Here is a 22,001-nt window from a genome sequence, read left to right as displayed (position 1 = left end):
CATTTAAAAAGGAGTAGACATGAATTACAGAAATATAGAGCAGGTACTTACACCGCGGAACTTCAATTGGGTAGGTGATGCATTTTACACCACTTCCTTTATCGGAAAGGAAATCCCTCGCACACGGATGTCCCCATTCTTCGCAGTGGGTTACAATGCCGACATTGACTTTGAAGCCAAGGAAATCCCACGTGGGGTTGGTGCCCATCCGCACAAAGGCTTTGAAACGGTGACCATTGCCTATAAAGGAAAAATCGAACACAAGGACAGCCGTGGGAACCATGGAGTCATCGGCGAGGGTGATGTGCAATGGATGACTGCGGGATCCGGCATTCTCCACCAGGAATACCACGAGGAAGAATTTTCCAAACGCGGCGGCACATTCCAAATGGTACAAATGTGGGTCAACCTCCCGGCGAAGGATAAGGAAACTGCACCTAAATATCAGGATTTGCGCGTTGGTGAAATGACCAGGGTACCGATCGATGAGCGGAGCTTCGTCAATGTCATCGCTGGTGAATACCAAGGACAGCAAGGAACGGGAACAACCTTTTCACCAATCGATCTTTACAATGCGTATTTGCAACAGGGATCTTCAGCTAAATTCACGTTCAACAATACCTGGAGCACCGCAATCTTGGTAATCGAAGGCAGCGTCATGGTAAATGATAGCCAGGAACTGGCGAAGGATAGTTTTGCAATGTTCGAGAACAATGCGGCAGATACTTTCAAATTGACCGCAACCAGTGAAGATACTTTGGTACTTATCATGAGTGGGGAACCATTAAATGAACCAATCGCACATTATGGCCCTTTTGTCATGAATACACAGGAACAGTTGGCGCAAGCCTTCGAAGATTTCCACGCTGGCAAATTCGGCAGGTTGTAAACTAGAAAATCAATGTCAATAATTTAGGCTGGAACAGCTTTGTTTCCAATAAAAAAACCGTGATTAGGTAATAATCACGGTTTTATTTTTTGTCCAACTTCTTGATCACCCAAAATCGTACATAAATACGGCTATAACTTAGTTAGTTTTTTCACCATCAACATATATTGCCTTTTGAGCTTCAAATTGAGTTAAAATCCTAACAATAGCCAATTTACCACCTTCGTCCACCATTACCTTAATCAGGAAAAAGTTAATTTCAGATACTTTTTTAGCTTTTTTATAAAAACAAAAGCAACTGATAATCAATAAATTATAACTATTAACGAATTTTAATAAAAAATACCTTACAAATGGTATTTTTTATTTGCCCAAGACTCAATATATTAGTACATCAACATTTGAATTCCTTCAGACCGGATTTCGTTTGTAAATTCTAACCAACTAATTATTAATCGAATCGGCTAACTTCTGATTTCAACGTTGACTACATACATGGAAATTCTGTGTTCCCTACACAATTTCTTCATATTAAGCCGTCCTGGCTTTTGTTAAACAATAAATGGCTAGATATTTTCCATCTAGCCATCTTTTTTTAAGATCTTTCAATTCCTAAAGGTCTTACTCCTACAAGTACCCCAATAAGTAATAGATTATGATAAATACGACAATGGTTCCAAAACAACCAAGTCCCATTTTCTTTGCCCCCCAACCGGCAATAAGTGCTCTAAAAAATTTATTCATAGTAAATCCTAATTTGATAATCGATTTACTAACAATAATCATTTAAAAATGTTTCAGATTTTATATCACGAATTGCAATTTCTTCGGAAAAGTACCGATGGAGCTCACGTCCGTCACCGTGCAGGGTCCAAATGGCCTTTGGCTTCACCTGTTCTATAAAGTATAGGATATCAGCCCAATCGACATGATCCGAGAGGTATAGACTGATGTCATTCTGTGCCTGCAAACGCTCCCAACCGGAGGCAAAAGCCTTCAGCACATTTTTTGCATGCCGATAGCTATTGAACGTCAATGGCGGTACCAGATAAACCTTGTTACTGCCGGCTTCTTTCATCGCCTTTCTGTTGTACACCTCGTATTGCAGGCGCACGTCCCCCATCGCATCATAGATCCGATGGAACGGCAGGATATTGTGGTGCACCAGCACGTGTTTGTGTGGCAGATAGGTATTCAATAAAGCAGTGATGCGCTGCGCCTTTCCCAAGGCATAACAGCCCAACAGGATATTGCTGGAAACATCCAGTTTCATGATCTCGCCAACAGGATCGGGATGTTTCGTATCGGGGTTGGCAAACGTAGTTTCCGTGATCAGCACATCTGCAGGAACAATCTGGATGGCCTCGCACGTAGGGTCCTCCTGCAGCTTATAATCGCCAGTATACAGATACCGGACTCCCTTATAGACCATTAGGATCTGGGCACTGCCGAGGATGTGACCCGCAGGATAAAAAACAAGCTCCACACCGTTAATCGAAAATCCAGCCGTAAAGCCTTGGATATGGTAACTCGACAATGGTTGCTTGGGATAGCGGTATTGCATCATCTGCGCGGTTGCAGCCGTGGCATAGATATTTTTATGACCAGGGGATGCATGGTCGCCATGCGCATGGGAAACAACGGCGTTTTCAACCGGATACAACGGATCCAAGTAGAAATTTCCATAGGAACAGTAATACCCTTTGTCCCTTTTGACCAAAAAGTCTTCAAGTATTTGCATTTAATTATTTTGGATCTGGAGGAATCGCTCATGCAGAGCAATCACTTGTTCCACCAGGCTATGAAGGTCATCATTATATACGATATAGTCTGCTAATTTCTCCTTTTCTTCCTCCGCCATTTGTTTGTCCATTCGACTGAGGACTTCTTCACGACTCACACCATCGCGTTCCATGACACGTGTGATGCGCAGGTCCTTGGGAGAAGATATCAGAATGTTGATATCCAGGGAAGCATAGGAGCCGCTTTCAAATAGCAATGCCGCCTCTTTGATGCTGTATGCTGCTGTTTGGGCATCTGCCCAATCCTGTCCGTCCTTAATGACTGCCGGATGGACGATGGCATTTAATTTCTTAAGTTCCTCGGCATTGGCAAACACCCGATTGGAGAGCCATTTCCGGTTCAATTCACCGGATTCAAAATAAACCTCCGGGCCAAATGTTTCCGTAAGCGCTTTCCGCACGGCGTCGCTCTTGGTCATGATCCCTTTGGCTTCTTTATCGGCATCATAGGTCGGGATACCCAATACTTTGAAGATCCGTGTAACCACACTCTTGCCGACACCAATCCCTCCGGTAATTCCTATCTTTAAACCCATACTATCTCCTTACAAAAAAATCCACGTTCTGCGGCTCGATACTCAATACCTGGCAGTAATCAGGCACCTTGGTCATGATGACCGGCAGGCTGCTTACATTATGGTCCTTCCACGCTTCCAGATCAACAACCGCTTCAAAGTCGCGTGAGGTGTATTTGTTATAATCCTTAACGGCAAGCAGGATGGTCGCTTTGACCTTACTCGGCAAAACGCGGACCGAGGTCACCCCCTTGCTGTTTTCGACTTTGATCGGCAATTCGATAATCTTCTCTGTCATTTCCCCTACCGGGATGATAACTTCGGCAAAGGTCGGATAGATGGTGATATTGGTCCGTTGCTGCTTGTTGAGGTAAGCTACGGTACGCACATCGGTATTTACGTCTTTCCCTTTGATGGTATCGGTTTCGAGGTATTCAATACTGGCCACGTCTTCCAACGGTCCGGTGATCGTCACATATTCAGGCACGGTGCGCGTTGCACCTATGACACCATACTGGCGCTGAAAGGTAAGATTCTGCACCGCTTTAACGGGCACCTTGCGCTGGGTCTGCTTGGAGAAATCAAAATATAGGGTGTCTGGAGAGACGCCGACCACTTGTTTATCTCCAGGAAACTGGCGGTTAATAAAACCGATCTGGTTGCCGAAGACAATGAAATTTCGGGATTTCAGTCCACTGAGGTCGACCTGGATCTTTGCTGTATCGGGCCGCAGTCTTTCCATGAAGACCTTCCAGCCGGACATTTTTATATTTACCGTTACCGTATCGGACTGCAGGGGGTGAAAGGCTTTGTTCTCGGGCAAATTAACATAGGTCATGCTTGCCTTTTTCGTGAAATTGTAATCACTGGAAATAGCAAACAGTGTCCAAGCTAAAAATGAGATAATGATACAGCGCAGGAAAATGGACAATTTCCGCCGCTGGGTCTTGTTAATTCGCCTTAAAGCCATGCTACAAATGTAGTATTTTGAAGCGAGAAATCACATTTTAGGGAAAGCCGCTCACATTGCCGGAAAAAAGGCTTTAACCTGACAAAAAGAAACTTTCCATACCCCATTTATTGTGAAAATATTCCGTAACTTTGCGGAATAATTGAAGGACCTTCAAATTCACTATAAAAATGATTCATTTCTTCGTGAACCCATTGAACATTGCTTACGCTGTTCAAACCCAAAAAGAGCTATCAACCGACGATATTTCCAAATTAAACTGGCTGTTTGGCAATGCCAAGAAACAAGATGAGCTGACCCTTAACGACAGTTATGTTGGCCCACGTGCAGCCATGGTTACACCATGGAGTACCAATGCCGTGGAGATTACCCAGAACATGGGGATCGAAGGGATTATCCGCATTGAGGAGTTCCAGCAAGTGGCTGCCGATTTCTCGGATTTCGATCCGATGGTGTCCCAGAAATTCTCGGCCCTAACACAGGATATGTTTACGATCAACATCTCTCCGGAGCCGATTATGGATATCGACGACATTCAGGCCTATAACCAATCCGAAGGGTTGGCATTAAGCGCTGAAGAGGTGGATTATCTGAATAACCTGTCGGATAAAATCGGTCGAAAACTTACAGATTCTGAGGTTTTTGCCTTCTCCCAAGCCAATTCGGAACACTGCCGCCACAAAATCTTTAACGGTACATTCGTTATCGATGGCGAGGAGCAACCTACTTCCCTATTCAAACTGATCAAGAAGACATCGGAGACCAATCCCAACCAGATTGTGTCTGCCTATAAAGATAACGTAGCCTTTATCAAGGGGCCACGTGTTACGCAATTTGCACCGAAAACTGCGGACAAACCGGACTTCTATGCGGAGAAAGAGTTTGATTCCGTGATTTCCCTTAAAGCGGAGACCCACAATTTCCCGACCACGGTTGAACCATTCTCCGGCGCGGCGACAGGATCGGGTGGTGAAATCCGTGACCGCCTTGCTGGTGGCCAGGGTGCTTTACCATTGGCTGGAACGGCAATCTACATGACCGCCTATTCCAGACTTTTACAGGATCGCCCTTGGGAAAAAGGAATGCAGGAGCGTGAATGGCTTTATCAAACACCTTTGGATATCCTGATCAAGGCATCCAATGGCGCTTCGGATTTCGGAAATAAATTTGGACAACCTTTGATTACGGGTTCCGTCCTTACCTTCGAACACGAAGAGGATGGACGTAAATTGGGCTACGATAAAGTTATTATGCAAGCTGGTGGTATTGGCTATGGTAAATTGAGCCAAGCCAAGAAGCATGAGCCACAGACTGGCGACAAGATCGTTATCCTGGGTGGCGAGAACTACCGGATCGGTATGGGTGGTGCAGCAGTATCTTCTGCGGACACCGGCGCATTCGGATCGGGAATTGAGCTGAATGCCATCCAACGTTCAAATCCAGAGATGCAGAAGCGTGCCGCAAATGCCATTCGTGCCTTTGTGGAAAGCGAAAACAACCCAATCGTATCCATTCATGACCACGGTGCAGGCGGTCACCTGAACTGTCTATCTGAATTGGTAGAAGATACAGGCGGTTTGATCGACCTGGACAAACTTCCGGTTGGAGACCCTACCCTATCGGCAAAAGAAATCATCGGTAATGAATCCCAAGAACGCATGGGCTTGGTAATTGCCAAAGAGGATATCGAGACGTTGAAAACTGTAGCTGACCGGGAAAGAGCACCGATGTATGCCGTTGGTGATGTGACCGGCGACCACCGATTCACCTTTGAATCGAAAACTACAGGTGAGAAACCGATGGACTATGCGCTGGAAGATTTCTTCGGTTCATCGCCGAAGACCATCATGAACGACAAGAAGGTTAACCGTACATACGCTGACCTTTCCTATACGAGCCAAGACATCCCTACTTACGTTAACCAAGTCCTGCAACTGGAAGCAGTTGCGGCGAAAGATTGGTTGACCAATAAAGTGGACCGTTGTGTTGGTGGCCGCGTTGCCAAACAACAGTGTGTTGGACCATTGCAACTGCCATTGAACAACGTTGGGGTGATGGCCCTGGATTATAAATCGACTGAAGGTATTGCTACTACAGTTGGGCACTCGCCTCTAACGGCGTTGGTTGATCCCGCTGCTGGTTCACGCAACGCCATGGGCGAAGCACTATCCAATATTGTTTTTGCACCGATCATCAACGGCTTGGCAGGTATTTCCCTATCGGCAAACTGGATGTGGGCATGTAACAACGAAGGAGAAGATGCACGCTTATATGCTGCCGTAAAAGCTTGTTCGGACTTTGCCATTGCGTTGGGCATCAATATCCCAACGGGTAAGGATTCCCTATCCATGAAGCAGAAATACCCGAACGGTGAGCATGTCATTGCTCCGGGTACTGTCATCATCTCTGCCGGCGGAAACTGTACAGATATCACGAAAGTGGTGGAACCGGTACTGAAAAAAGATGCAGGCTCCATTTACTACATCAACCTGTCGAAGGATCGCTTTAAATTGGGCGGATCGTCCTTCGCGCAGATCTTAAATAAAGTGGGATCGGAAGTTCCTTCCATCCAGGACGCGAACTATTTCAAGACAGCCTTTAACACAGTTCAAGAATTGATCAAAGCAGATCAGATCGTTGCAGGTCACGATATTGGTTCTGGAGGTTTGATCACGACGCTATTGGAGATGTGTTTTGCGGATGTGGATCTTGCAGCAAATTACGATCTTTCTCCATTGCAGGAAACGGACTCCGTTAAGGCTTTGTTCAACGAAAACATCGGCTTGGTGCTCCAAGCAAAAGATAACAATGCATTCGAATCGGCTATGCAAGCTGCAGGTGTCGAAGCAGTGAAGATTGGAGAGGCAATTTCCGGAAATGAAATTACCATTGCAAACCATGCAGACTCCTTTACGTTCCAAGTGGAAGAGAGCCGTGACATTTGGTTCAAAACCTCTTTCCTATTGGATCAGAAGCAATCGAAAAACGGTACTGCCGAAGAACGCTACAAGAACTACAAGAACCAGCCGTTGCGTTTCGAATTCCCGGCACACTTTACAGGTAAAAAACCAACGATCGATTCAAGCAAACCTAGACCTAAAGCGGCAATCCTTCGTGAAAAGGGTTCCAACTCGGAACGTGAGATGGCAAATGCCATGTACCTTGCGGGATTTGACGTGAAGGATGTTCACATGACGGACTTAATCTCCGGCCGTGAGACGCTGGAGGACATCCAGTTTATCGGTGCCGTAGGTGGATTCTCCAATTCAGATGTTCTTGGTTCAGCCAAAGGATGGGCCGGCGCATTTCTTTACAATGAAAAAGCGAAGAAAGCCCTGGAGAATTTTTATGCACGCCCGGATACCCTTTCCGTTGGTATCTGTAATGGATGTCAGTTGTTCATGGAATTGGAATTGATCAATCCGGAGCACAAGGTGCACGGCAAGATGTTGCACAATACTTCTCAGAAACACGAATCCAACTTCGTATCCGTTAAAGTTCAGGAGAATAATTCCATTATGCTCTCTACGCTTGCAGGTACTACCCTTGGGGTATGGGTTTCGAACGGTGAAGGAAAGTTCAACCTACCGGAGGCTGAGGACCAGTACAATATCGTCGCGAAATATGCCTATGCTGAATATCCGCACAGCCCGAATGGAGCCGATTACAACACAGCTATGCTGTGTGATAAAACAGGTCGCCATTTGGTAACCATGCCACATATTGAGCGTTCCACTTTCCAATGGAACTGGGCAAATTACCCTGACGGTCGCAAAGATGAGGTTACACCATGGTTGGAAGCCTTTGTCAATGCCCGTGAGTGGATTGAAAATCAAAGCAAATAAGTTGGAATAACATAACAGTTGTAAAAAATCCCGATGGCACCGCCATTGGGATTTTTTATTATATTGATTTCTTAAACACCAATATTATGCAGGCACGTGATGAGAAACTTCAGCAAATCAAGAATTGGATTGCCGACAATGCCGATATCCGAGCAGCGTTGCTGACCAGCTCCCTGGTGAATCCCTTGGCCCCAGTCGATGACTTTAGTGATCTGGATATCGAGCTGGTTTTTTCCGATGTGGACAAATATATGCGCGACAGCTCTTGGTTGGATGCCTTTGGGGATGTACTGAATTATTATGAGGAGGATGCAAGCGCATTTGCCGATAAACATGCCATGAAAATGGTGCAATATTGGGACACCGTGAAAGTGGATTTTAAGTTGTATTCCACAGCTCAATTTCGCGCGGAGGTGACAGCGGAAAAACTGCCCGAGGACTGGGATATCGGCTATATCGTCCTCGCCGACAAGGATAACCTGACCGAAGGGATACAACCGCCAAGCCATCAGGTAAGTATTATCAAGAAGCCGACAGAAGAATCATTCAATGAAGTGGTTGAAGACTTCTGGTGGGATGTGACCTATCTCCCCAAATGCCTGATCCGCGGAGATCTGTTTTACTTCAAATTCATGTTGGAAAAGATCATCCGGGTGGAATATGTCATCCCTATGGTAGAGTGGTATGTGGGGAGTCGGAATGGATGGAAGGTGACCACCAACAAATACGGGCGTCTTTTCAAGAACTTTCTGGACGATGGGGAATGGAATGCATTGCAGGATACTTTTGCTGCCTCATCCCTTGCCCAGAATTGGGATGCCACCCTGGAACTCCTGCATACCTTTCATAGCATCGCAAAAACTACTGCAGCACGTATGAACTACCTCTATCCCACTGAAAAAGCAGAAAACATCATGAGGTACATAAAAGAACTACGTCCAAAGTAATGATTGCTTAGACAAAGAAGTAACGAAAGGCCGTGATTTTCCACTTTCCATCTGTCTTTTCCAAGGCATAATAGACGTGTTCGCCATGTGGCGTGAACATCTCCGAAACCAAAACCGCCCGATTTCCATCAGCGTTTAGGATTGGCACGCCAAAGGCATATTTGACTACTTTTTTAGCGCCTTGGATCGGCATGGCCCGACCGTTGAATTTTGCCTGAACAGCTTGGCTAAGGAATACCTGATCGGTGCGCATGGCCTGGGAAAGGTACGATACGGAATCTTGGGCACTTCCCGGCAACAGGCTGTTTACCCATTTCATTTTTTGAGTGAACCTGATCTCCTGTGATGGATGTCTAGGCACATTCGCTGGAAACCAATTGGAGAGCGTAGGTTTCAGGAACTTGACATCGGCCTTCATTTTGGAAAACCGTGCACTGTCCTGCTCAATGACCGAAAGAATGATATCATTGTAGGCAAAGTCCATATAGGAATACGTCGGGAAAATTTCGTGGAGCAGGTACATTCCTTCCATTGCCCGCCCAGGTTTGTTGTGCCGACAGGCAAGAATGCAGGTAATGACCAAAATATATAGGGCGAATCTTTTCATAGCAACATTTGTAATAGGATGCTTTCTACCTCCAGATTCCATAGCTTTTCCCGATTTATTTTCGGTTCAATCGGGACTCTTCCAGGTCCAGATTATGCTCGAGAGACCGCAATACGGATTCATCATAAATTTTCTCGGCCACCATGTCGTAAATAATTTTCCTTCGGACATCGATGAGATCCTGCATCACTTTTTTATAAAGACCACGTTCGTTTGCCAGTTTGATCTTCGCCTCACTGCTGAGGTTTGTTGCCGTTGCTTCCAAACTGCGCTTCAATTGTAGATTGATTGCCTTGAGGGTGTTGCTCTCTTCCAATTCTTTGGCATATTTGGTCTGCAAAACTTTCATTTCCTCCTTAACTAGGCGATATCGAATCGCCTCAATCTGTGCTTCCTCAGGAAGCTCCTCGGAATTGCCCTCTAATTTCACGGCTTTTATGAGCCATGGCAGACTTAAGCCCTGCACGACCAGCGTTATCAAGATCACTACGAAGGTGATGAACAGGATCAGGTTTCTGTGCGGGAAATGTTGTCCGTTGGTCAGGTAGATGGGAATGGCCAATGCCGATGCCAAGGATACGACCCCACGCATGCCAGCCCACCCCAGCACAAGCGGCATCTTCCAGCCAGGATGACCTTCCTTCCGTCGGATTTTTTTGGATAGCAGGTAAGGAATATAGGATGCCGCATAAATAAAGCCAATACGCACCACGATTATGGCACCCGTGATGATCAGAGCAATATTGAGTGCCCATTCTTTGGAAACCGATTCAATGCCTTCTATAATTATGGGAAGCTCCAACCCGATCAGGATAAAGACAAAACCATTGAGCAGGAAGGCCACGGTTTCCCAGACTTCGGTTGCCTGAATCCGGGTGTGGTAATTCATGTAATCCTTGGAGCGGAACGATAAGAATAATCCACCTGAAACTACAGCCAGGACACCGGACCATTCGAAATGTTCTGCCACGATATACATAATATAGGGAGCGATCAGGGTGATGGGCGTGGTAATGCTGGATGATTTCGCAATATAGCGTAAGAAAAAATACAGGATATGACCAATGACCAGTCCGACAAAAATCCCCATCACCGCTAGGGTAAAGAATCCGACCACGGCTTCCTGCATCGTAAAGGCGCCGGTCATGATCACAGCCAGTGCCATCCTGAAGACAGTCAGGGAAGCAGCGTCATTGACCAAACTTTCCCCTTCCAAGAGGGTGATGCCGCGTTTGGGAATATTGACATCCTTGAGTACCGAAGTGGCGGCAACGGCATCTGGAGGGGATATAATACCTCCCAACAGGAAGCCCAGCGCCAAGGTAAATCCAGGGATCAGACTGACGGAGATATAAGCTACCGCCAGGGAAGTGACAAATACCAGCCCAAATCCCATCGTCAGGATGGAGCGTCTATTCCTCCAGAAGCTATTCCAGGAGGTATACCAAGCGGCCTCAAATAAAAGCGGCGGCAGAAAAACCAGGAAAACCATATCGGGGTTGATGCTGATCTGCGGCATACCTGGAATAAATGATATCGCTAGCCCGCCCACAACCAGTAAAATGGGATATGAAATCTTGAAACGTTGGGATACGACAAATAGCATGGCCATAAAAAAGAAGAGTGCCATGACTAATAATATGCTAGATTCAATCATTTTATATATTAATAGGTATCTTTGTGTATTGTAAAAATAATGGAAAAAAACTCAAAAAACCTGCACCCACGGAATAAGTTTAACACGGAATACGATTTCAAAAAGTTAAGCCGACAAGTTCCAAGTTTGAAAAAGCACATTGTGCTGACGCCCGATGAGCGGCAAACCATCCCCTTTCGGGACCATGAAGCGGTATTCTTACTGAATAAAGCCCTATTGGAAACGGGATTTGCCATCAAAAACTGGAGTATCCTGGAAAAGAGCCTCTGCCCTTCCATACCGGGAAGGTTAAACTATATCCACCACTTGGCAGACCTTTTGGGAGTACAGAAGAACAAAGACATCACCATCCTTGATATCGGAACGGGATCAAGTTTAATCTATCCCATTTTGGGCCATCAGGAGTACGATTGGAAATTTATTGCCACCGATACACATATTCCTTCCCTGCAGCATGCACATGGATTAATCACAAAGAACAGTTTCTTGAAGAAGGCCATTGACTTGCGGCATCAGGAAGATACGGCGCACATTTTCAAAGGCATCATCAAACCAGGAGAATATATCCATGGTGTGATGTGCAACCCGCCATTCTTTAAATCGCGCGACGATTACAGACAGACCATTATCCGGAAGAACCAAAAGCTCCACAAGGAAGAAGAAAGCACCAGTTCCAATTTCCTAGGCCTGTCCAATGAGCTGTGGTATCCAGGAGGGGAAAAGAAATTCATCAGCCAGATGATCTATGAAAGTTTTGATTTCCGCGATCAGATCGGACTATGTTCCGTACTGGTTTCGGACAAGGACAATATCAAGCCGCTGAAGGCCATTCTTGAGTATCACAAGACACCTGAAGTCAAGGTGACGCAGATGACACAGGGCAACAAGATCAGTCGGATTCTTTCCTGGCGATTGAAATAACGAACATCCTGAACATAAGAAAAGCTACCCAAGGGTAGCTTTTTCAATTTTCTTTACTGGTATTAACCAGTGATTAAGCAGCTGGCGTGTTCAATGCCTTCGATGCCTCTAGGGAGATTGCTGTTTTATCGAAACGGATCTTCACACCGTTGCCAACATCTACCAAGAAGGTCTTATCGCTTACTTCAACGATACGGCCATGAATACCTGCAGTCGTTACGACTCTTGAGTTTACACCAATCTCTTCGATATATTTCTTGTGCTCTTTTTGCTTTTTCATTTGTGGTCTAATCATAAAGAAATAGAAAACCACAACAATTAATACCATTGGAAGCATCTGCATCAATCCACTTCCGCTAGCTTGTAATAAAACTGTTGAAATCATTTGTATGTTGTTATAATAGTTTACTTTTAATTACGCCGCGTCTACTGTACCTTTCAGCTGAATCGTCGTGATGTTGTTTTCCGAATTGGAAACTACGGTGATGATTTTCTGTTGCTGACCCACCATACCTGCACTATTGAATTCTACGGCAATCTCTCCGGATTTACCCGGCAATACCGGTGTTGTCGTGAAAGATGGCGTAGTACATCCACAGGATGCTGTCACTTGGGATAGGATGACAGGTGCTTCACCCGTATTGGTAAAGGTAAATACATGCTTCACCACTTCCCCTTCCTTAATCTTTCCGAAATCGAAAGCTTCTTCCTTGAATTCAATTTTTCCGGTAGCACCAGCGCTGGCCTCGGTCGATACTGTTGTACCATCACCTGCCGTGCCTGTGTGTTCCTTCGGTCCCTGATTACAAGATGTTAGCAATGCCGCAACGGCGAATATTGATAAAATAGTGTGTTTCATAAAAAACTTATGCAATTAATCCTCTTCCTTCTTTTCTGATGCGACGTTGTGTCGTCAGATCGGCTAATATCTTATCTAAGATACCATTGATAAAGGTACTACTTTTTAGGGTACTAAAAGATTTTGAAAGCTCAATATATTCATTTATTGTCACTTTCACAGGGATGGTCGGGAAATTAATCAGCTCTGTTATGGCCATACGCATCAGCAAATTGTCGACCAATGCAATCCGGTCGGATTCCCAGTTCTTGGTTTTTCCGGCAATCATTTCCTGATATTCATTGGCATGCTTGATGGATAGCTTCAATAGGTCTAGGATGAAGTCCTTATCTTCCAACCACGATGGCGTTAAATCGGCCAACTGGTTCTTTGCAGGAACCTCCGAGTTAAAGTTTTTGAAGGTCTTTGCCACCATCGCCTGTAATACTTCCTTATCTACCTGCCAGTTGATGAAACGTTCATCAAAAGCTTGTTCGATATCAGGCGACTTCAAGATGATCTTCTTGAAGATGTACTTGATGATATCCTTTTCAGCGGAAATCGAACGATCTTCCAGTTTCAGGTATTCCAGGTAAGCTTCAGATTCTTTCAATTGGGCAAATATAGAACGTACGATCTCCGGATCGTAATTCCAATCGACCTTATAGCGCTTTACCTTTTCCAAATACTCCCTGTTCTGTCTCAACGAGTCGATAAAGGTGTTGCTGTTCAGTTTGGTGGATGTAAAGGTTTTATCCTTGTCGGTTGGTATCCATTTATTGGCAATACCTTCCACATCGATAAGTACGTACTCGGCTACCTCATCCAAAAGATTCAGTGTCCAGATGTACATTTCATCGACCTCTTCCACACTTTTGAGCAGACTTTTCTCAAAATTTACAATGTTCTTGTCCTCGGACAAGCTGTAGGCATACAATGTTTGCATGACCTTTACCCTAAGGTGTCTTCTATTTAGCATAATTTATTGAAAGAACGATTTTTTATAAAGAACGATATTATACTATATTAATCTATTTAAGCTTCTTCATGTCCTGGATGCGTTTTTCAGCCAGGTCCTTCGCAGCTTGGTATGTTGAAATATTTTCTTCTCTAGATTTCTGGATCACGTGTCTCGTTGCTGTGTAGATGTAGCGGATCAAGTGGTCCGTACGGTCAGCCCCATAACCTTCCAGTTCGGAGAAACAACTGATCAATGCACCGGCGTTGATCAAGAAGTCAGGTGTATAAAGGATGTTGTGTTCCTTTAACAATTCTACGGTACGCTCTTCTTCCAAGAGTTGGTTGTTGGCAGAACCTGCAATGATCTTACAACGCATACGCGGAACCGTATCCGGATTAACAGTGCCACCAAGTGCACATGGTGCATAGACATCGACATCCAATTCAAAGCTGGTTGAATAAGTGATAGGTTCAGCTTTATATTTTGCCGCGATTTTCATCTTGCGCTCTTCGGTCATGTCCGAAACGTATACGCGTGCATTTTCGGCGCGCAACAGCGATACCAAATGCTCACCCACACTGCCTACCCCTTGAACGGCAATCTTTCTGCCTGCGAGGTTATCATCTCCGTACAATTCCTTGATTGCAGCTTTGATACCATAATAAACACCCTTTGCAGCAAATACCGTGGTATCTCCGGCTCCATTCAATGAAGTCGGTAAGCCAGCTACATAATTTGTTTCCGCATGGATGTATTCCAGATCCTTCTGGGTTGTACCCACATCGATGGATGCAATGAAATTTCCATTCAACCCGTTGATGAAACGACCAAAACGGCGCATCAATACTTCAGACTTCTCTGTACGGTTGTTACCAATGATAATGGCACTACCTCCACCAAGATTCAATCCTGCCAACGATGCTTTGTACGTGATTGCTTTGGACAAACGTAACGCATCATCAATGGCTTCTGCCTCTGAGCTGTACGGCAACATACGAACCCCGCCGATGGCTGGTCCTAAAGTGGTGTCGTGAATGGCGACAATCGCCTTCAATCCAACTTCCTTATCATTACAAATGAAGATATTTTGATGGTCAGAAACACGCATCAAATCAAATAGCGAGGTAGAATCCTTTTGCATATTAAAAACAAAAATTAACAGCTACAAAATTAACAAATTATTTAGTTCTTTAACCACTAGCAGCAAAATATATGAAATAGGTTCAACTATTGACATTATCACAACTTTATCGCCCAATTATTTAAAATTTTATAGATACTTTTGTTGGAATGAAGGAATTGTCATACCTCAATAAGTTTTTCTACAAGTACCGCTGGCAGATCATCCCCGGAATAATCTTCGTGATTATCTCCAATTACTTCGGAATTCTGCCCGCACAGGTCATTCGCGAAGCTTTTGACTTGGTCAAGGAAAACATTGATCTGTACCGACTGTATGACGGTTTCGACCGGCAGGAACTGATCTATGACATCTTCAGCAAGAGCTTGCTTTTCTTCGGTATTGTGGTGCTGGTCCTCGCACTGCTGCGGGGAATTTTCCTATTCATGATGCGCCAGACTTTGATCCTGACCTCGCGCCACATAGAATACGATATCAAGAACGAAATTTACCAGCATTACCAACAGCTGGATTTTGCCTTCTATAGACGCAATAATACTGGGGACTTGATGAATCGGGCAACCGAGGATGTCAACCAGGTTCGAAATTACCTCGGCCCTGCCATCATGTACGCCATCAATACCGTGGTGTTATCCATTATGATCATCTATGCGATGTATAATGTGAATGCCACGTTGGCGACCTATTCCCTCCTCCCCATACCGATCATCTCCGTGTTGATCTTGTTCGTGAACAAGGTCATCAACCGCCGGAGCGAGCGCATCCAACGGCAATTGTCCAATCTCTCTTCTTTTGTCCAAGAAACTTTTTCCGGCATCCGTGTAGTGAAGACGTATGCGCGTGAGGAAGATAAAATGACTAATTTTCGGACGGAGAGTGATAATTACCGGAACATCAACCTGCGATTGGTCAAGGTGCAGGCGATCTTTTTCCCACTGATTATTTTCCTGATTGGTTTCAGTACGATTATCACGGTCTACGTGGGTGGTCTGGAAGTCAATGCCGGAAATATCACTGCGGGGAACATCGCTGAATTTATCATCTACGTCAATCAACTGACGTTTCCTGCCATGTCCTTGGCTTGGGTGACCTCCCTAATTCAACGGGCAGCAGCATCCCAAAAAAGGATCAATGAATTTCTCCATACCCAGTCGGAAATCAAGGACGGTACTGAGGACCGGAAGTTGGAAGGAGACATACAGCTGAAGAATGTGTCATTTACTTATCCGGATACCGGCATCAAAGCCATCGATAATATCAATATCCATATCCGACCTGGCGAAACCTTGGCCATCATCGGGAAAACAGGATCCGGCAAGTCCACATTGGCGAACCTCCTCCTGCGCATGTTCGACACCGATGCCGGCGAAATCCGCTACGATGGGCAACCCATCAAGGATTTTCATCTGGATAACCTCCGCCAACAGATCGGATTTGTCCCGCAGTCCGTATTCCTATTTTCGGACACCATAGCGCGAAACATTGCCTTTGGGTTGGATGAGGTGGACCAGGAAAAAGTCGAACAGGCCGCGAAGGATGCTGTGGTCTATGAGAACATCATTGCCTTTGACGAAGGTTTTGACACCCATATCGGCGAACGTGGAATTACCTTATCCGGAGGTCAGAAACAACGGGTATCGATTGCACGGGCATTAGTAAAAGATCCGCAGATATTGATGTTTGACGACTGTCTCTCTGCTGTGGACACCAAGACCGAGGAGGAAATCCTGCACAACCTTGGCCGCATCATGAAAGGCAAGACCTCCATTATCATTGCACACCGCATTTCAACGATCAAGAACGCCGATCATATCATTGTTCTGGATGATGGAAAGATTATCGAAGAAGGCACCCATGAAGAACTTCTCGCCCAACAGGGGGAATACTTCTCTCTTTACGAGAAACAATTATTGGAAGCTTAACCTAAGCACTACGCAACCTCATCATTTTTTTTCCAAAAAAAAGACCAATTAAAAATTATTTAACCGACAATTAACTTAATATTTTTTACATTTGGTGAACTATTACCAATTGTTTATGAAATCTATTTATCTCATCCTGGCCATGCTTATGGCATGTGCAATGGGTAATGCACAGGAAAACCCCCTACCCAAAATCCATATCCGCAATTTTACGGATGATCTGAAAAAAACTGACACAACAGCTCATGCGATTGTTCTCTTCGAGCATGGTCGTACCGAACTGCAGTACGTCGAGGGTGATGAACAGTTAATGATCGTCCATGTAAAACATGTGCGCATCAAAATCCTGGACAAGGAAGGATTTGACGAGGCGAATGTAAAACTGAGGCTGTATAAGTCAGGAAACGAGGAAGAGTATATTAAGGAATTGAAGGGCAGGACGCTCAACTATGAAAATGGTCAGGTCCAAGAAACGGAAATGAAACGTGAAGCCGTATTTAACGAGAAGGCTTCACAGTACGCAAATGAACTGAAATTTACGCTTCCTAATATCAAGGAAAATTCGATCATTGAATATTCCTATAGGCTTTACAGTCCATTCATCAGAAATTTTAGGACGTGGTATTTTCAATCGAACCTACCAAAACTGCATAGTGAATATGTGGCTGTAATACCTGCAACATTTGATTATAATGTGTCCATGAAAGGTTATTACGGTCTGACGGAACAAAAGGACGAAATCCTACGGGAACATTTTCTATATGGCGGGAATAGGCAAGATTGTTCCAAACTGATCTACATTATGAAGGATATCCCTGCATTTAAGGATGAAGGTTTTATGCTTGCGCCGATCAACTATATTTCCTCCATCAATTTTGAATTGCGTTCGTATACCCGACCAGCCGGCGGTGTGACCAATTTTGCAAAAACGTGGGCCAATATCGATGAAGAGTTGATGGCTGATAAGGATTTTGGTGGGCAGATAAAAAATAAGGGAGCATTTAAGGAACTTTTACCTACGATGGTCGATTCGGCAACGACCAATCTGGCCAAAGCAAAGAATATCTATTATTATATCCAGGATCATATTGCTTGGAATGAAGTAGGTGGAAAATACGCTGAAAAAGGAATCAAAAAAGCTTTAGCGGAGAAAAAAGGGAACATCGCTGATATCAACCTTGCCTTGGTTGCAGCCATGAATGCTGCAGACATCGAGGCCTATCCAGTCATTTTTTCACACCGCACAACAGGTATACCGGGATTACTTTACCCGGTCCTCACTGATTTTAACGGCGTGCTATGCATGGTCAAGATCGATGGCAAGGATTACCTATTGGATGCATCTGTCAACATGCTGCCATTCGGAGAACTTTCCCTAGAGTCCATTAATTATAAGGGACGGGTGATCTATTCCAAGGGAAAATCAGATTGGGTGGACCTGGTCAATACCACACCTTCAAAAAACATCTACAATGTACTCGCTGTTCTGGATAGCACGGGCAAAATCACTGGAACCCTACGAATTCAAAGTACAGGTTTAAAAGCGCTAGCGAAAAGAAATACGATTGACGAATACCCTTCATTGGAAGAATACGAAGAGAAACTGATGGAGAATTCGGGTAATTTCCGGATAAAAAAATCGAAAGTCGACAACCTGAACAACCTTGAAAAAAGTCTGTTTGAGGAATTAACCTTTGAAATAGACCTTCGGGATAACTTTAATGACCTTCGGTATGTGTTGAATCCCATGATTTACAATCGTATAACCAAGAATCCATTTACCTTGGAACAGCGGAATTACCCTGTGGATCTCGGTGCAGAGGAAAGCGAGCTGTATAACTTTAATTTCACCCTGCCAAATGGTTATGTCCTTAAAGATAAACCGAAGGATATTTCCATGACGCTGCCGGAACAAGCCGCTAAATATACATTTAAATCGGCCATAGAAGGCAATAACCTGATGATCCAACAGCAGATATCCATGAACAAGGCCATCTACACTTCCGATGAATATTTTTTCCTGAAGGAGCTATACGCCCGGATCATTCAACAACAACAGAAAGATTTTCAATTTGCAAAGCAATAGCATGAAGAAGTTTATCCTTATTGCCTGTTTATTTCTTTCCGTAGCACAACAGGCGTCCGCACAATATGAAGCGTCCAGCATTCCAAAGGAATTGCGCAGCCACGCTGCTGCAACTATTCGGGAGGACATCCGAACCTATGTTATCAAAGGCCCTGATGATATGACCCAAACAGGGACTCAAATTATGACCATTCACAACGCCAAAGGTGATGCCTATGCGGATCAGGTGTTCGGCTATGATAAATCTCGGCAGATCAAAAGTATCAAAGGGGAAATCTATGATGGTGATGGAAAGCTGATCAAGAAATTTACCATGAAGGACTTTAAAGATTATAGCGCATCGGATGAGGTGACCATGTTTTCCAGCAGCCGTTTAAAGCACTATGATCCCAAGCAGAACAGTTATCCGTACACCATTAAATTGGATTACGAAACAAAGCACAATCAAAGTTTAATCATCGGTTCCTGGAATCCCAACTATACAGTTGATGTTTCCGTAGAGAAAAGCAGTTACCAGATTGTGACGCCCTCGGATTTGACATTGCGGATATTGACCAAGAATCTTCAATCACCGGGTAAGGTGGAAGAACAGGGCAAACAGAAAATCTATACGTGGGAAGCCAAGAACATTCCGGCGAGCCGTTCGGAGCCGTTCAGTCCTATCCGTCAAATTACGGGCATGCACGTGATGGCAGTTCCGGAAGCATTTTCTTATTATAAGTATGATGGCTCGGCAACCGATTGGAAAAGTTTCGGCAACTGGATGAATGCCACCCTGCTGAAGGATAAGCGGAAACTGGCACCTGCCACGATAGCGAAAGTCCAAGAGCTATGCAAGGACCTGAAAACAGACCGCGAAAAGGCCAAGGCGATTTATGAATACATGCAGAAAAAAACCCGATACATCAGTATTCAGATCGGTATTGGTGGTCAGGAACCCTTCCCTGCGACCGATGTGGACCGCCTAGGCTATGGCGATTGCAAGGCCTTGGTAAACTATACGCAAGCCTTGCTGGATGTGGCCAATATTCCCTCCTACTACTGTATCGTCGAAGCGGGCAACCGCAAGATTGATGTGGAGCCTGAATTCGCCAACATAATCGATGGCAATCATGTTATTCTCTGTCTCCCCTTTGCCAATGACACGACGTGGTTGGAATGTACCAGCCAGGACATGCCATTTGGATACCTAGGTGATTTTACGGACGATCGACTGGTGTTGGCCTGTACGCCGGAGGGTGGCCAGGTCATGCGTACGGCAGTATATGATTACCAAGACAACCTGCAACACCGCATCGCAAACCTGAAATTGGATTCGCTAGGAAACATGACGGGTTCCCTGTCCACGGCATTTGCAGGGACACAATTTGACAACCATTTCAGCAACATCAAGAAAGTGAGGGATGAGCAAGTCAAGGCCCTGCGCAAGCAATATGATATCAATCGTATCCAATTTTTGGATGTAAATTATAAGGTTAACAGCGCTCCTAAGCTCACCTTGCAGGAAGATCTGCAGATCAGCATTGAGAATTTGGCTGTCAGGAATAAGGATAACATGACTGTTTTTCCAAACATCTTCAACAGGTCTACTGGTATTCCCGATATTCGCAACAGGAAGAATCCAGTGAAAATCACGCGCGGATATACGGATATCGATGAGACTATAATTGAACTTCCCAAAAATCTGAAAGCGATTATTCTTCCCAAAACGGTTAAAAATGAAGTGCCAATGGGCAGTTATGAATTCACGGTGAAACTTGAAGACGGCAAGATGATCTGCTACCGTAAACTGGTCTTAAAAGAAGGAGAATTTCCGGCCGAAAGCTATGAATCATTCTATAATTTTATGTCCGAAGTAGCCTATACGGATTCATGGAAATATAACTTTACATATAAATAGGAATTTCCAAGTAAAACCCTATATTTGCGGTGCTAAGGGGGATTAGCTCAGCTGGCTAGAGCGCTTGCCTGGCAGGCAAGAGGCCACCGGTTCGAATCCGGTATTCTCCACAGGATCAAAAGACAAAGCGTTAATCTGTAATGGATTAACGCTTTTTTATTTTGGTTGGTATCGTTTAGTCGCACCATGGCAACCGCACATCTCGTGCGCCAGCGTCCATGCCCTGCCGTTCTCCATACGCCTACCACAAACACAAAAAAAGCCTGTCTGGAGATCCAAACAGGCTTTTTATGTATCTTATAACGAAACCTTAGTTGTTTTCTTCTACTGGTTGTACAGAAACATAAGATTTGTTGTTTGCTTTTTTACGGAAAACTACTGTTCCATCAATTAAAGCATACAAAGTATGGTCTTTACCGATACCAACGTTAGCATCAGGGTTGTGCTGTGTACCACGTTGACGAACGATGATGTTACCAGCGATTGCTTGTTGACCACCGAAAATTTTGATACCTAATCTCTTACTGTGTGACTCACGGCCGTTCTTGGAACTACCCGCACCTTTTTTGTGTGCCATTTCTTTATTCTAATTTATGACTCTCGTCAGATTAAAAATTCAATTATAAACTGATACCAGTGATCTGGATTTTAGTGAATTGTTGACGGTGACCGTTTTTCTTTTTGTAGCCTTTACGACGTTTTTTCTTGAATACGATAACTTTCTCACCTTTCAAATGTGACAAAATAGTAGCCGAAACTTTAGCACCTGAGATAGCTGGTGTACCTACAGTGAATTTACCACCGTCTTCTGCTAACAATACATTGTCAAATTCAATACTAGCGCCTTCGTCTCCTTGTAAACGGTGTACAAAAAGATATTGGTCTTTTGCAACCTTAAATTGCTGCCCTGCTATATTTACTATTGCGTACATTGTTATTTATTAAAATTGTTAATTATTTAATGAGTGGCAAAGATAGACATTCATTTTGAATCATGCAA

The 22,001-nt window shown here is 44.4% G+C and carries 18 protein-coding genes and 1 tRNA gene; 8 read left to right on the top strand and 11 right to left on the bottom strand.

Annotated elements, in window-relative coordinates; translation table 11 throughout:
• Positions 1 to 19: 19 nt before the first annotated feature.
• On the top strand, positions 20 to 889 hold the full coding sequence (locus G6N79_RS08285; RefSeq protein WP_103907473.1) for a pirin family protein: 870 nt from the start codon (positions 20 to 22) through the stop codon (positions 887 to 889).
• Between the two features lie 772 nt (positions 890 to 1,661).
• On the opposite strand, the gene G6N79_RS08280 is transcribed toward G6N79_RS08285, so the two are convergent.
• From G6N79_RS08280 to G6N79_RS08270, 3 genes are read right to left on the bottom strand one after another with little or no spacing between them, the layout of a single operon-like run.
• Positions 1,662 to 2,630: an MBL fold metallo-hydrolase gene (locus G6N79_RS08280; RefSeq protein WP_103907472.1), complete on the bottom strand. Its 969-nt coding sequence runs from the start codon at positions 2,628 to 2,630 to the stop codon at positions 1,662 to 1,664.
• On the bottom strand, positions 2,631 to 3,227 hold the full coding sequence (coaE, locus tag G6N79_RS08275; RefSeq protein WP_103907471.1) for a dephospho-CoA kinase: 597 nt from the start codon (positions 3,225 to 3,227) through the stop codon (positions 2,631 to 2,633).
• Position 3,228: 1 nt separating this feature from the next.
• Positions 3,229 to 4,176: a CdaR family protein gene (locus G6N79_RS08270; protein WP_103907470.1), complete on the bottom strand. Its 948-nt coding sequence runs from the start codon at positions 4,174 to 4,176 to the stop codon at positions 3,229 to 3,231.
• Between the two features lie 170 nt (positions 4,177 to 4,346).
• Between G6N79_RS08270 and purL the strand changes: the two genes are divergently transcribed.
• Positions 4,347 to 8,021: a phosphoribosylformylglycinamidine synthase gene (gene purL / locus G6N79_RS08265; RefSeq protein ID WP_103907469.1), complete on the top strand. Its 3,675-nt coding sequence runs from the start codon at positions 4,347 to 4,349 to the stop codon at positions 8,019 to 8,021.
• An 86-nt stretch (positions 8,022 to 8,107) separates the two neighbouring features.
• Positions 8,108 to 8,968 (top strand): aminoglycoside 6-adenylyltransferase, encoded by an 861-nt coding sequence (locus G6N79_RS08260; protein WP_103907468.1) that lies wholly within the window; start codon positions 8,108 to 8,110, stop codon positions 8,966 to 8,968.
• 7 nt (positions 8,969 to 8,975) lie between these two features.
• Here the strand turns inward: G6N79_RS08260 and G6N79_RS08255 are convergent, their stop codons facing one another.
• The gene (locus tag G6N79_RS08255) at positions 8,976 to 9,575 is read right to left on the bottom strand and encodes a hypothetical protein (protein ID WP_146060663.1); all 600 of its coding nucleotides are present in this window, start codon (positions 9,573 to 9,575) and stop codon (positions 8,976 to 8,978) included.
• A 55-nt stretch (positions 9,576 to 9,630) separates the two neighbouring features.
• Positions 9,631 to 11,205 (bottom strand): Na+/H+ antiporter, encoded by a 1,575-nt coding sequence (locus G6N79_RS08250; protein ID WP_234993255.1) that lies wholly within the window; start codon positions 11,203 to 11,205, stop codon positions 9,631 to 9,633.
• Between the two features lie 66 nt (positions 11,206 to 11,271).
• Between G6N79_RS08250 and rlmF the strand changes: the two genes are divergently transcribed.
• Positions 11,272 to 12,153, top strand: a complete 882-nt coding sequence (rlmF, locus tag G6N79_RS08245; RefSeq protein WP_103907465.1) for a 23S rRNA (adenine(1618)-N(6))-methyltransferase RlmF — start codon at positions 11,272 to 11,274, stop codon at positions 12,151 to 12,153.
• 73 nt (positions 12,154 to 12,226) lie between these two features.
• Here the strand turns inward: rlmF and yajC are convergent, their stop codons facing one another.
• The 4 genes from yajC to G6N79_RS08225 all read right to left on the bottom strand — a co-directional run bounded on the left by yajC (position 12,227) and on the right by G6N79_RS08225 (position 15,093).
• A complete protein-coding gene (yajC, locus tag G6N79_RS08240) occupies positions 12,227 to 12,490 on the bottom strand; it encodes a preprotein translocase subunit YajC (RefSeq protein ID WP_317046386.1) in 264 nt (87 codons plus the stop codon).
• A 78-nt stretch (positions 12,491 to 12,568) separates the two neighbouring features.
• Positions 12,569 to 13,012, bottom strand: a complete 444-nt coding sequence (locus tag G6N79_RS08235; RefSeq protein WP_103907463.1) for a DUF1573 domain-containing protein — start codon at positions 13,010 to 13,012, stop codon at positions 12,569 to 12,571.
• Between the two features lie 7 nt (positions 13,013 to 13,019).
• Positions 13,020 to 13,970 carry a transcription antitermination factor NusB gene (gene nusB / locus G6N79_RS08230; RefSeq protein WP_164527206.1) on the bottom strand — a complete coding sequence of 317 codons (951 nt, stop codon included), beginning with the start codon at positions 13,968 to 13,970 and terminating at the stop codon, positions 13,020 to 13,022.
• A gap of 52 nt (positions 13,971 to 14,022) precedes the next feature.
• Positions 14,023 to 15,093 (bottom strand): Glu/Leu/Phe/Val family dehydrogenase, encoded by a 1,071-nt coding sequence (locus G6N79_RS08225; protein WP_103907461.1) that lies wholly within the window; start codon positions 15,091 to 15,093, stop codon positions 14,023 to 14,025.
• A 149-nt stretch (positions 15,094 to 15,242) separates the two neighbouring features.
• On the opposite strand from G6N79_RS08225, the gene G6N79_RS08220 reads away from it, so the two are divergent.
• The 4 genes from G6N79_RS08220 (at position 15,243) to G6N79_RS08205 (ending at position 21,111) form a co-directional block, all read left to right on the top strand.
• Complete coding sequence (locus G6N79_RS08220) at positions 15,243 to 17,015, top strand: ABC transporter ATP-binding protein (protein ID WP_103907460.1); 1,773 nt, start codon at positions 15,243 to 15,245, stop codon at positions 17,013 to 17,015.
• Between the two features lie 115 nt (positions 17,016 to 17,130).
• Positions 17,131 to 19,101: a transglutaminase family protein gene (locus tag G6N79_RS08215; protein WP_103907459.1), complete on the top strand. Its 1,971-nt coding sequence runs from the start codon at positions 17,131 to 17,133 to the stop codon at positions 19,099 to 19,101.
• A gap of 1 nt (position 19,102) precedes the next feature.
• A complete protein-coding gene (locus tag G6N79_RS08210) occupies positions 19,103 to 21,001 on the top strand; it encodes a DUF3857 domain-containing protein (RefSeq protein WP_103907458.1) in 1,899 nt (632 codons plus the stop codon).
• Between the two features lie 36 nt (positions 21,002 to 21,037).
• A tRNA-Ala gene (locus G6N79_RS08205) sits at positions 21,038 to 21,111 on the top strand.
• Between the two features lie 200 nt (positions 21,112 to 21,311).
• On the opposite strand, the gene rpmA is transcribed toward G6N79_RS08205, so the two are convergent.
• Complete coding sequence (gene rpmA, locus G6N79_RS08200; protein WP_103907457.1) at positions 21,312 to 21,578, bottom strand: 50S ribosomal protein L27; 267 nt, start codon at positions 21,576 to 21,578, stop codon at positions 21,312 to 21,314.
• A gap of 43 nt (positions 21,579 to 21,621) precedes the next feature.
• Positions 21,622 to 21,933 carry a 50S ribosomal protein L21 gene (rplU, locus tag G6N79_RS08195; protein WP_103907456.1) on the bottom strand — a complete coding sequence of 104 codons (312 nt, stop codon included), beginning with the start codon at positions 21,931 to 21,933 and terminating at the stop codon, positions 21,622 to 21,624.
• Positions 21,934 to 22,001 lie beyond the last annotated feature (68 nt).

Origin of the sequence: Sphingobacterium lactis, assembly GCF_011046555.1 — a bacterium.
Lineage (GTDB): Bacteria > Bacteroidota > Bacteroidia > Sphingobacteriales > Sphingobacteriaceae > Sphingobacterium > Sphingobacterium lactis.
Note: the sequence above shows the minus strand (reverse complement) of the source record. Positions and strands in the feature narration are given on the sequence as shown.

Bases quoted from the DNA above. Each gene is read 5' to 3' on its own strand.
- rpmA (WP_103907457.1), bottom strand. From the start codon at position 21,578: ATGGCACACAAAAAAGGTGCGGGTAGTTCCAAGAACGGCCGTGAGTCA.
- yajC (WP_317046386.1), bottom strand. From the start codon at position 12,490: ATGCTTCCAATGGTATTAATTGTTGTGGTTTTCTATTTCTTTATGATT.
- G6N79_RS08250 (WP_234993255.1), bottom strand. From the start codon at position 11,205: ATGGCACTCTTCTTTTTTATGGCCATGCTATTTGTCGTATCCCAACGT.
- G6N79_RS08280 (WP_103907472.1), bottom strand. From the start codon at position 2,630: ATGCAAATACTTGAAGACTTTTTGGTCAAAAGGGACAAAGGGTATTAC.
- rlmF (WP_103907465.1), top strand. From the start codon at position 11,272: ATGGAAAAAAACTCAAAAAACCTGCACCCACGGAATAAGTTTAACACG.
- G6N79_RS08220 (WP_103907460.1), top strand. From the start codon at position 15,243: ATGAAGGAATTGTCATACCTCAATAAGTTTTTCTACAAGTACCGCTGG.
- G6N79_RS08215 (WP_103907459.1), top strand. From the start codon at position 17,131: ATGAAATCTATTTATCTCATCCTGGCCATGCTTATGGCATGTGCAATG.
- nusB (WP_164527206.1), bottom strand. From the start codon at position 13,970: ATGCTAAATAGAAGACACCTTAGGGTAAAGGTCATGCAAACATTGTAT.
- G6N79_RS08235 (WP_103907463.1), bottom strand. From the start codon at position 13,012: ATGAAACACACTATTTTATCAATATTCGCCGTTGCGGCATTGCTAACA.
- G6N79_RS08255 (WP_146060663.1), bottom strand. From the start codon at position 9,575: ATGAAAAGATTCGCCCTATATATTTTGGTCATTACCTGCATTCTTGCC.
- G6N79_RS08225 (WP_103907461.1), bottom strand. From the start codon at position 15,093: ATGCAAAAGGATTCTACCTCGCTATTTGATTTGATGCGTGTTTCTGAC.
- purL (WP_103907469.1), top strand. From the start codon at position 4,347: ATGATTCATTTCTTCGTGAACCCATTGAACATTGCTTACGCTGTTCAA.
- rplU (WP_103907456.1), bottom strand. From the start codon at position 21,933: ATGTACGCAATAGTAAATATAGCAGGGCAGCAATTTAAGGTTGCAAAA.
- G6N79_RS08285 (WP_103907473.1), top strand. From the start codon at position 20: ATGAATTACAGAAATATAGAGCAGGTACTTACACCGCGGAACTTCAAT.
- G6N79_RS08270 (WP_103907470.1), bottom strand. From the start codon at position 4,176: ATGGCTTTAAGGCGAATTAACAAGACCCAGCGGCGGAAATTGTCCATT.
- G6N79_RS08210 (WP_103907458.1), top strand. From the start codon at position 19,103: ATGAAGAAGTTTATCCTTATTGCCTGTTTATTTCTTTCCGTAGCACAA.
- G6N79_RS08260 (WP_103907468.1), top strand. From the start codon at position 8,108: ATGCAGGCACGTGATGAGAAACTTCAGCAAATCAAGAATTGGATTGCC.
- coaE (WP_103907471.1), bottom strand. From the start codon at position 3,227: ATGGGTTTAAAGATAGGAATTACCGGAGGGATTGGTGTCGGCAAGAGT.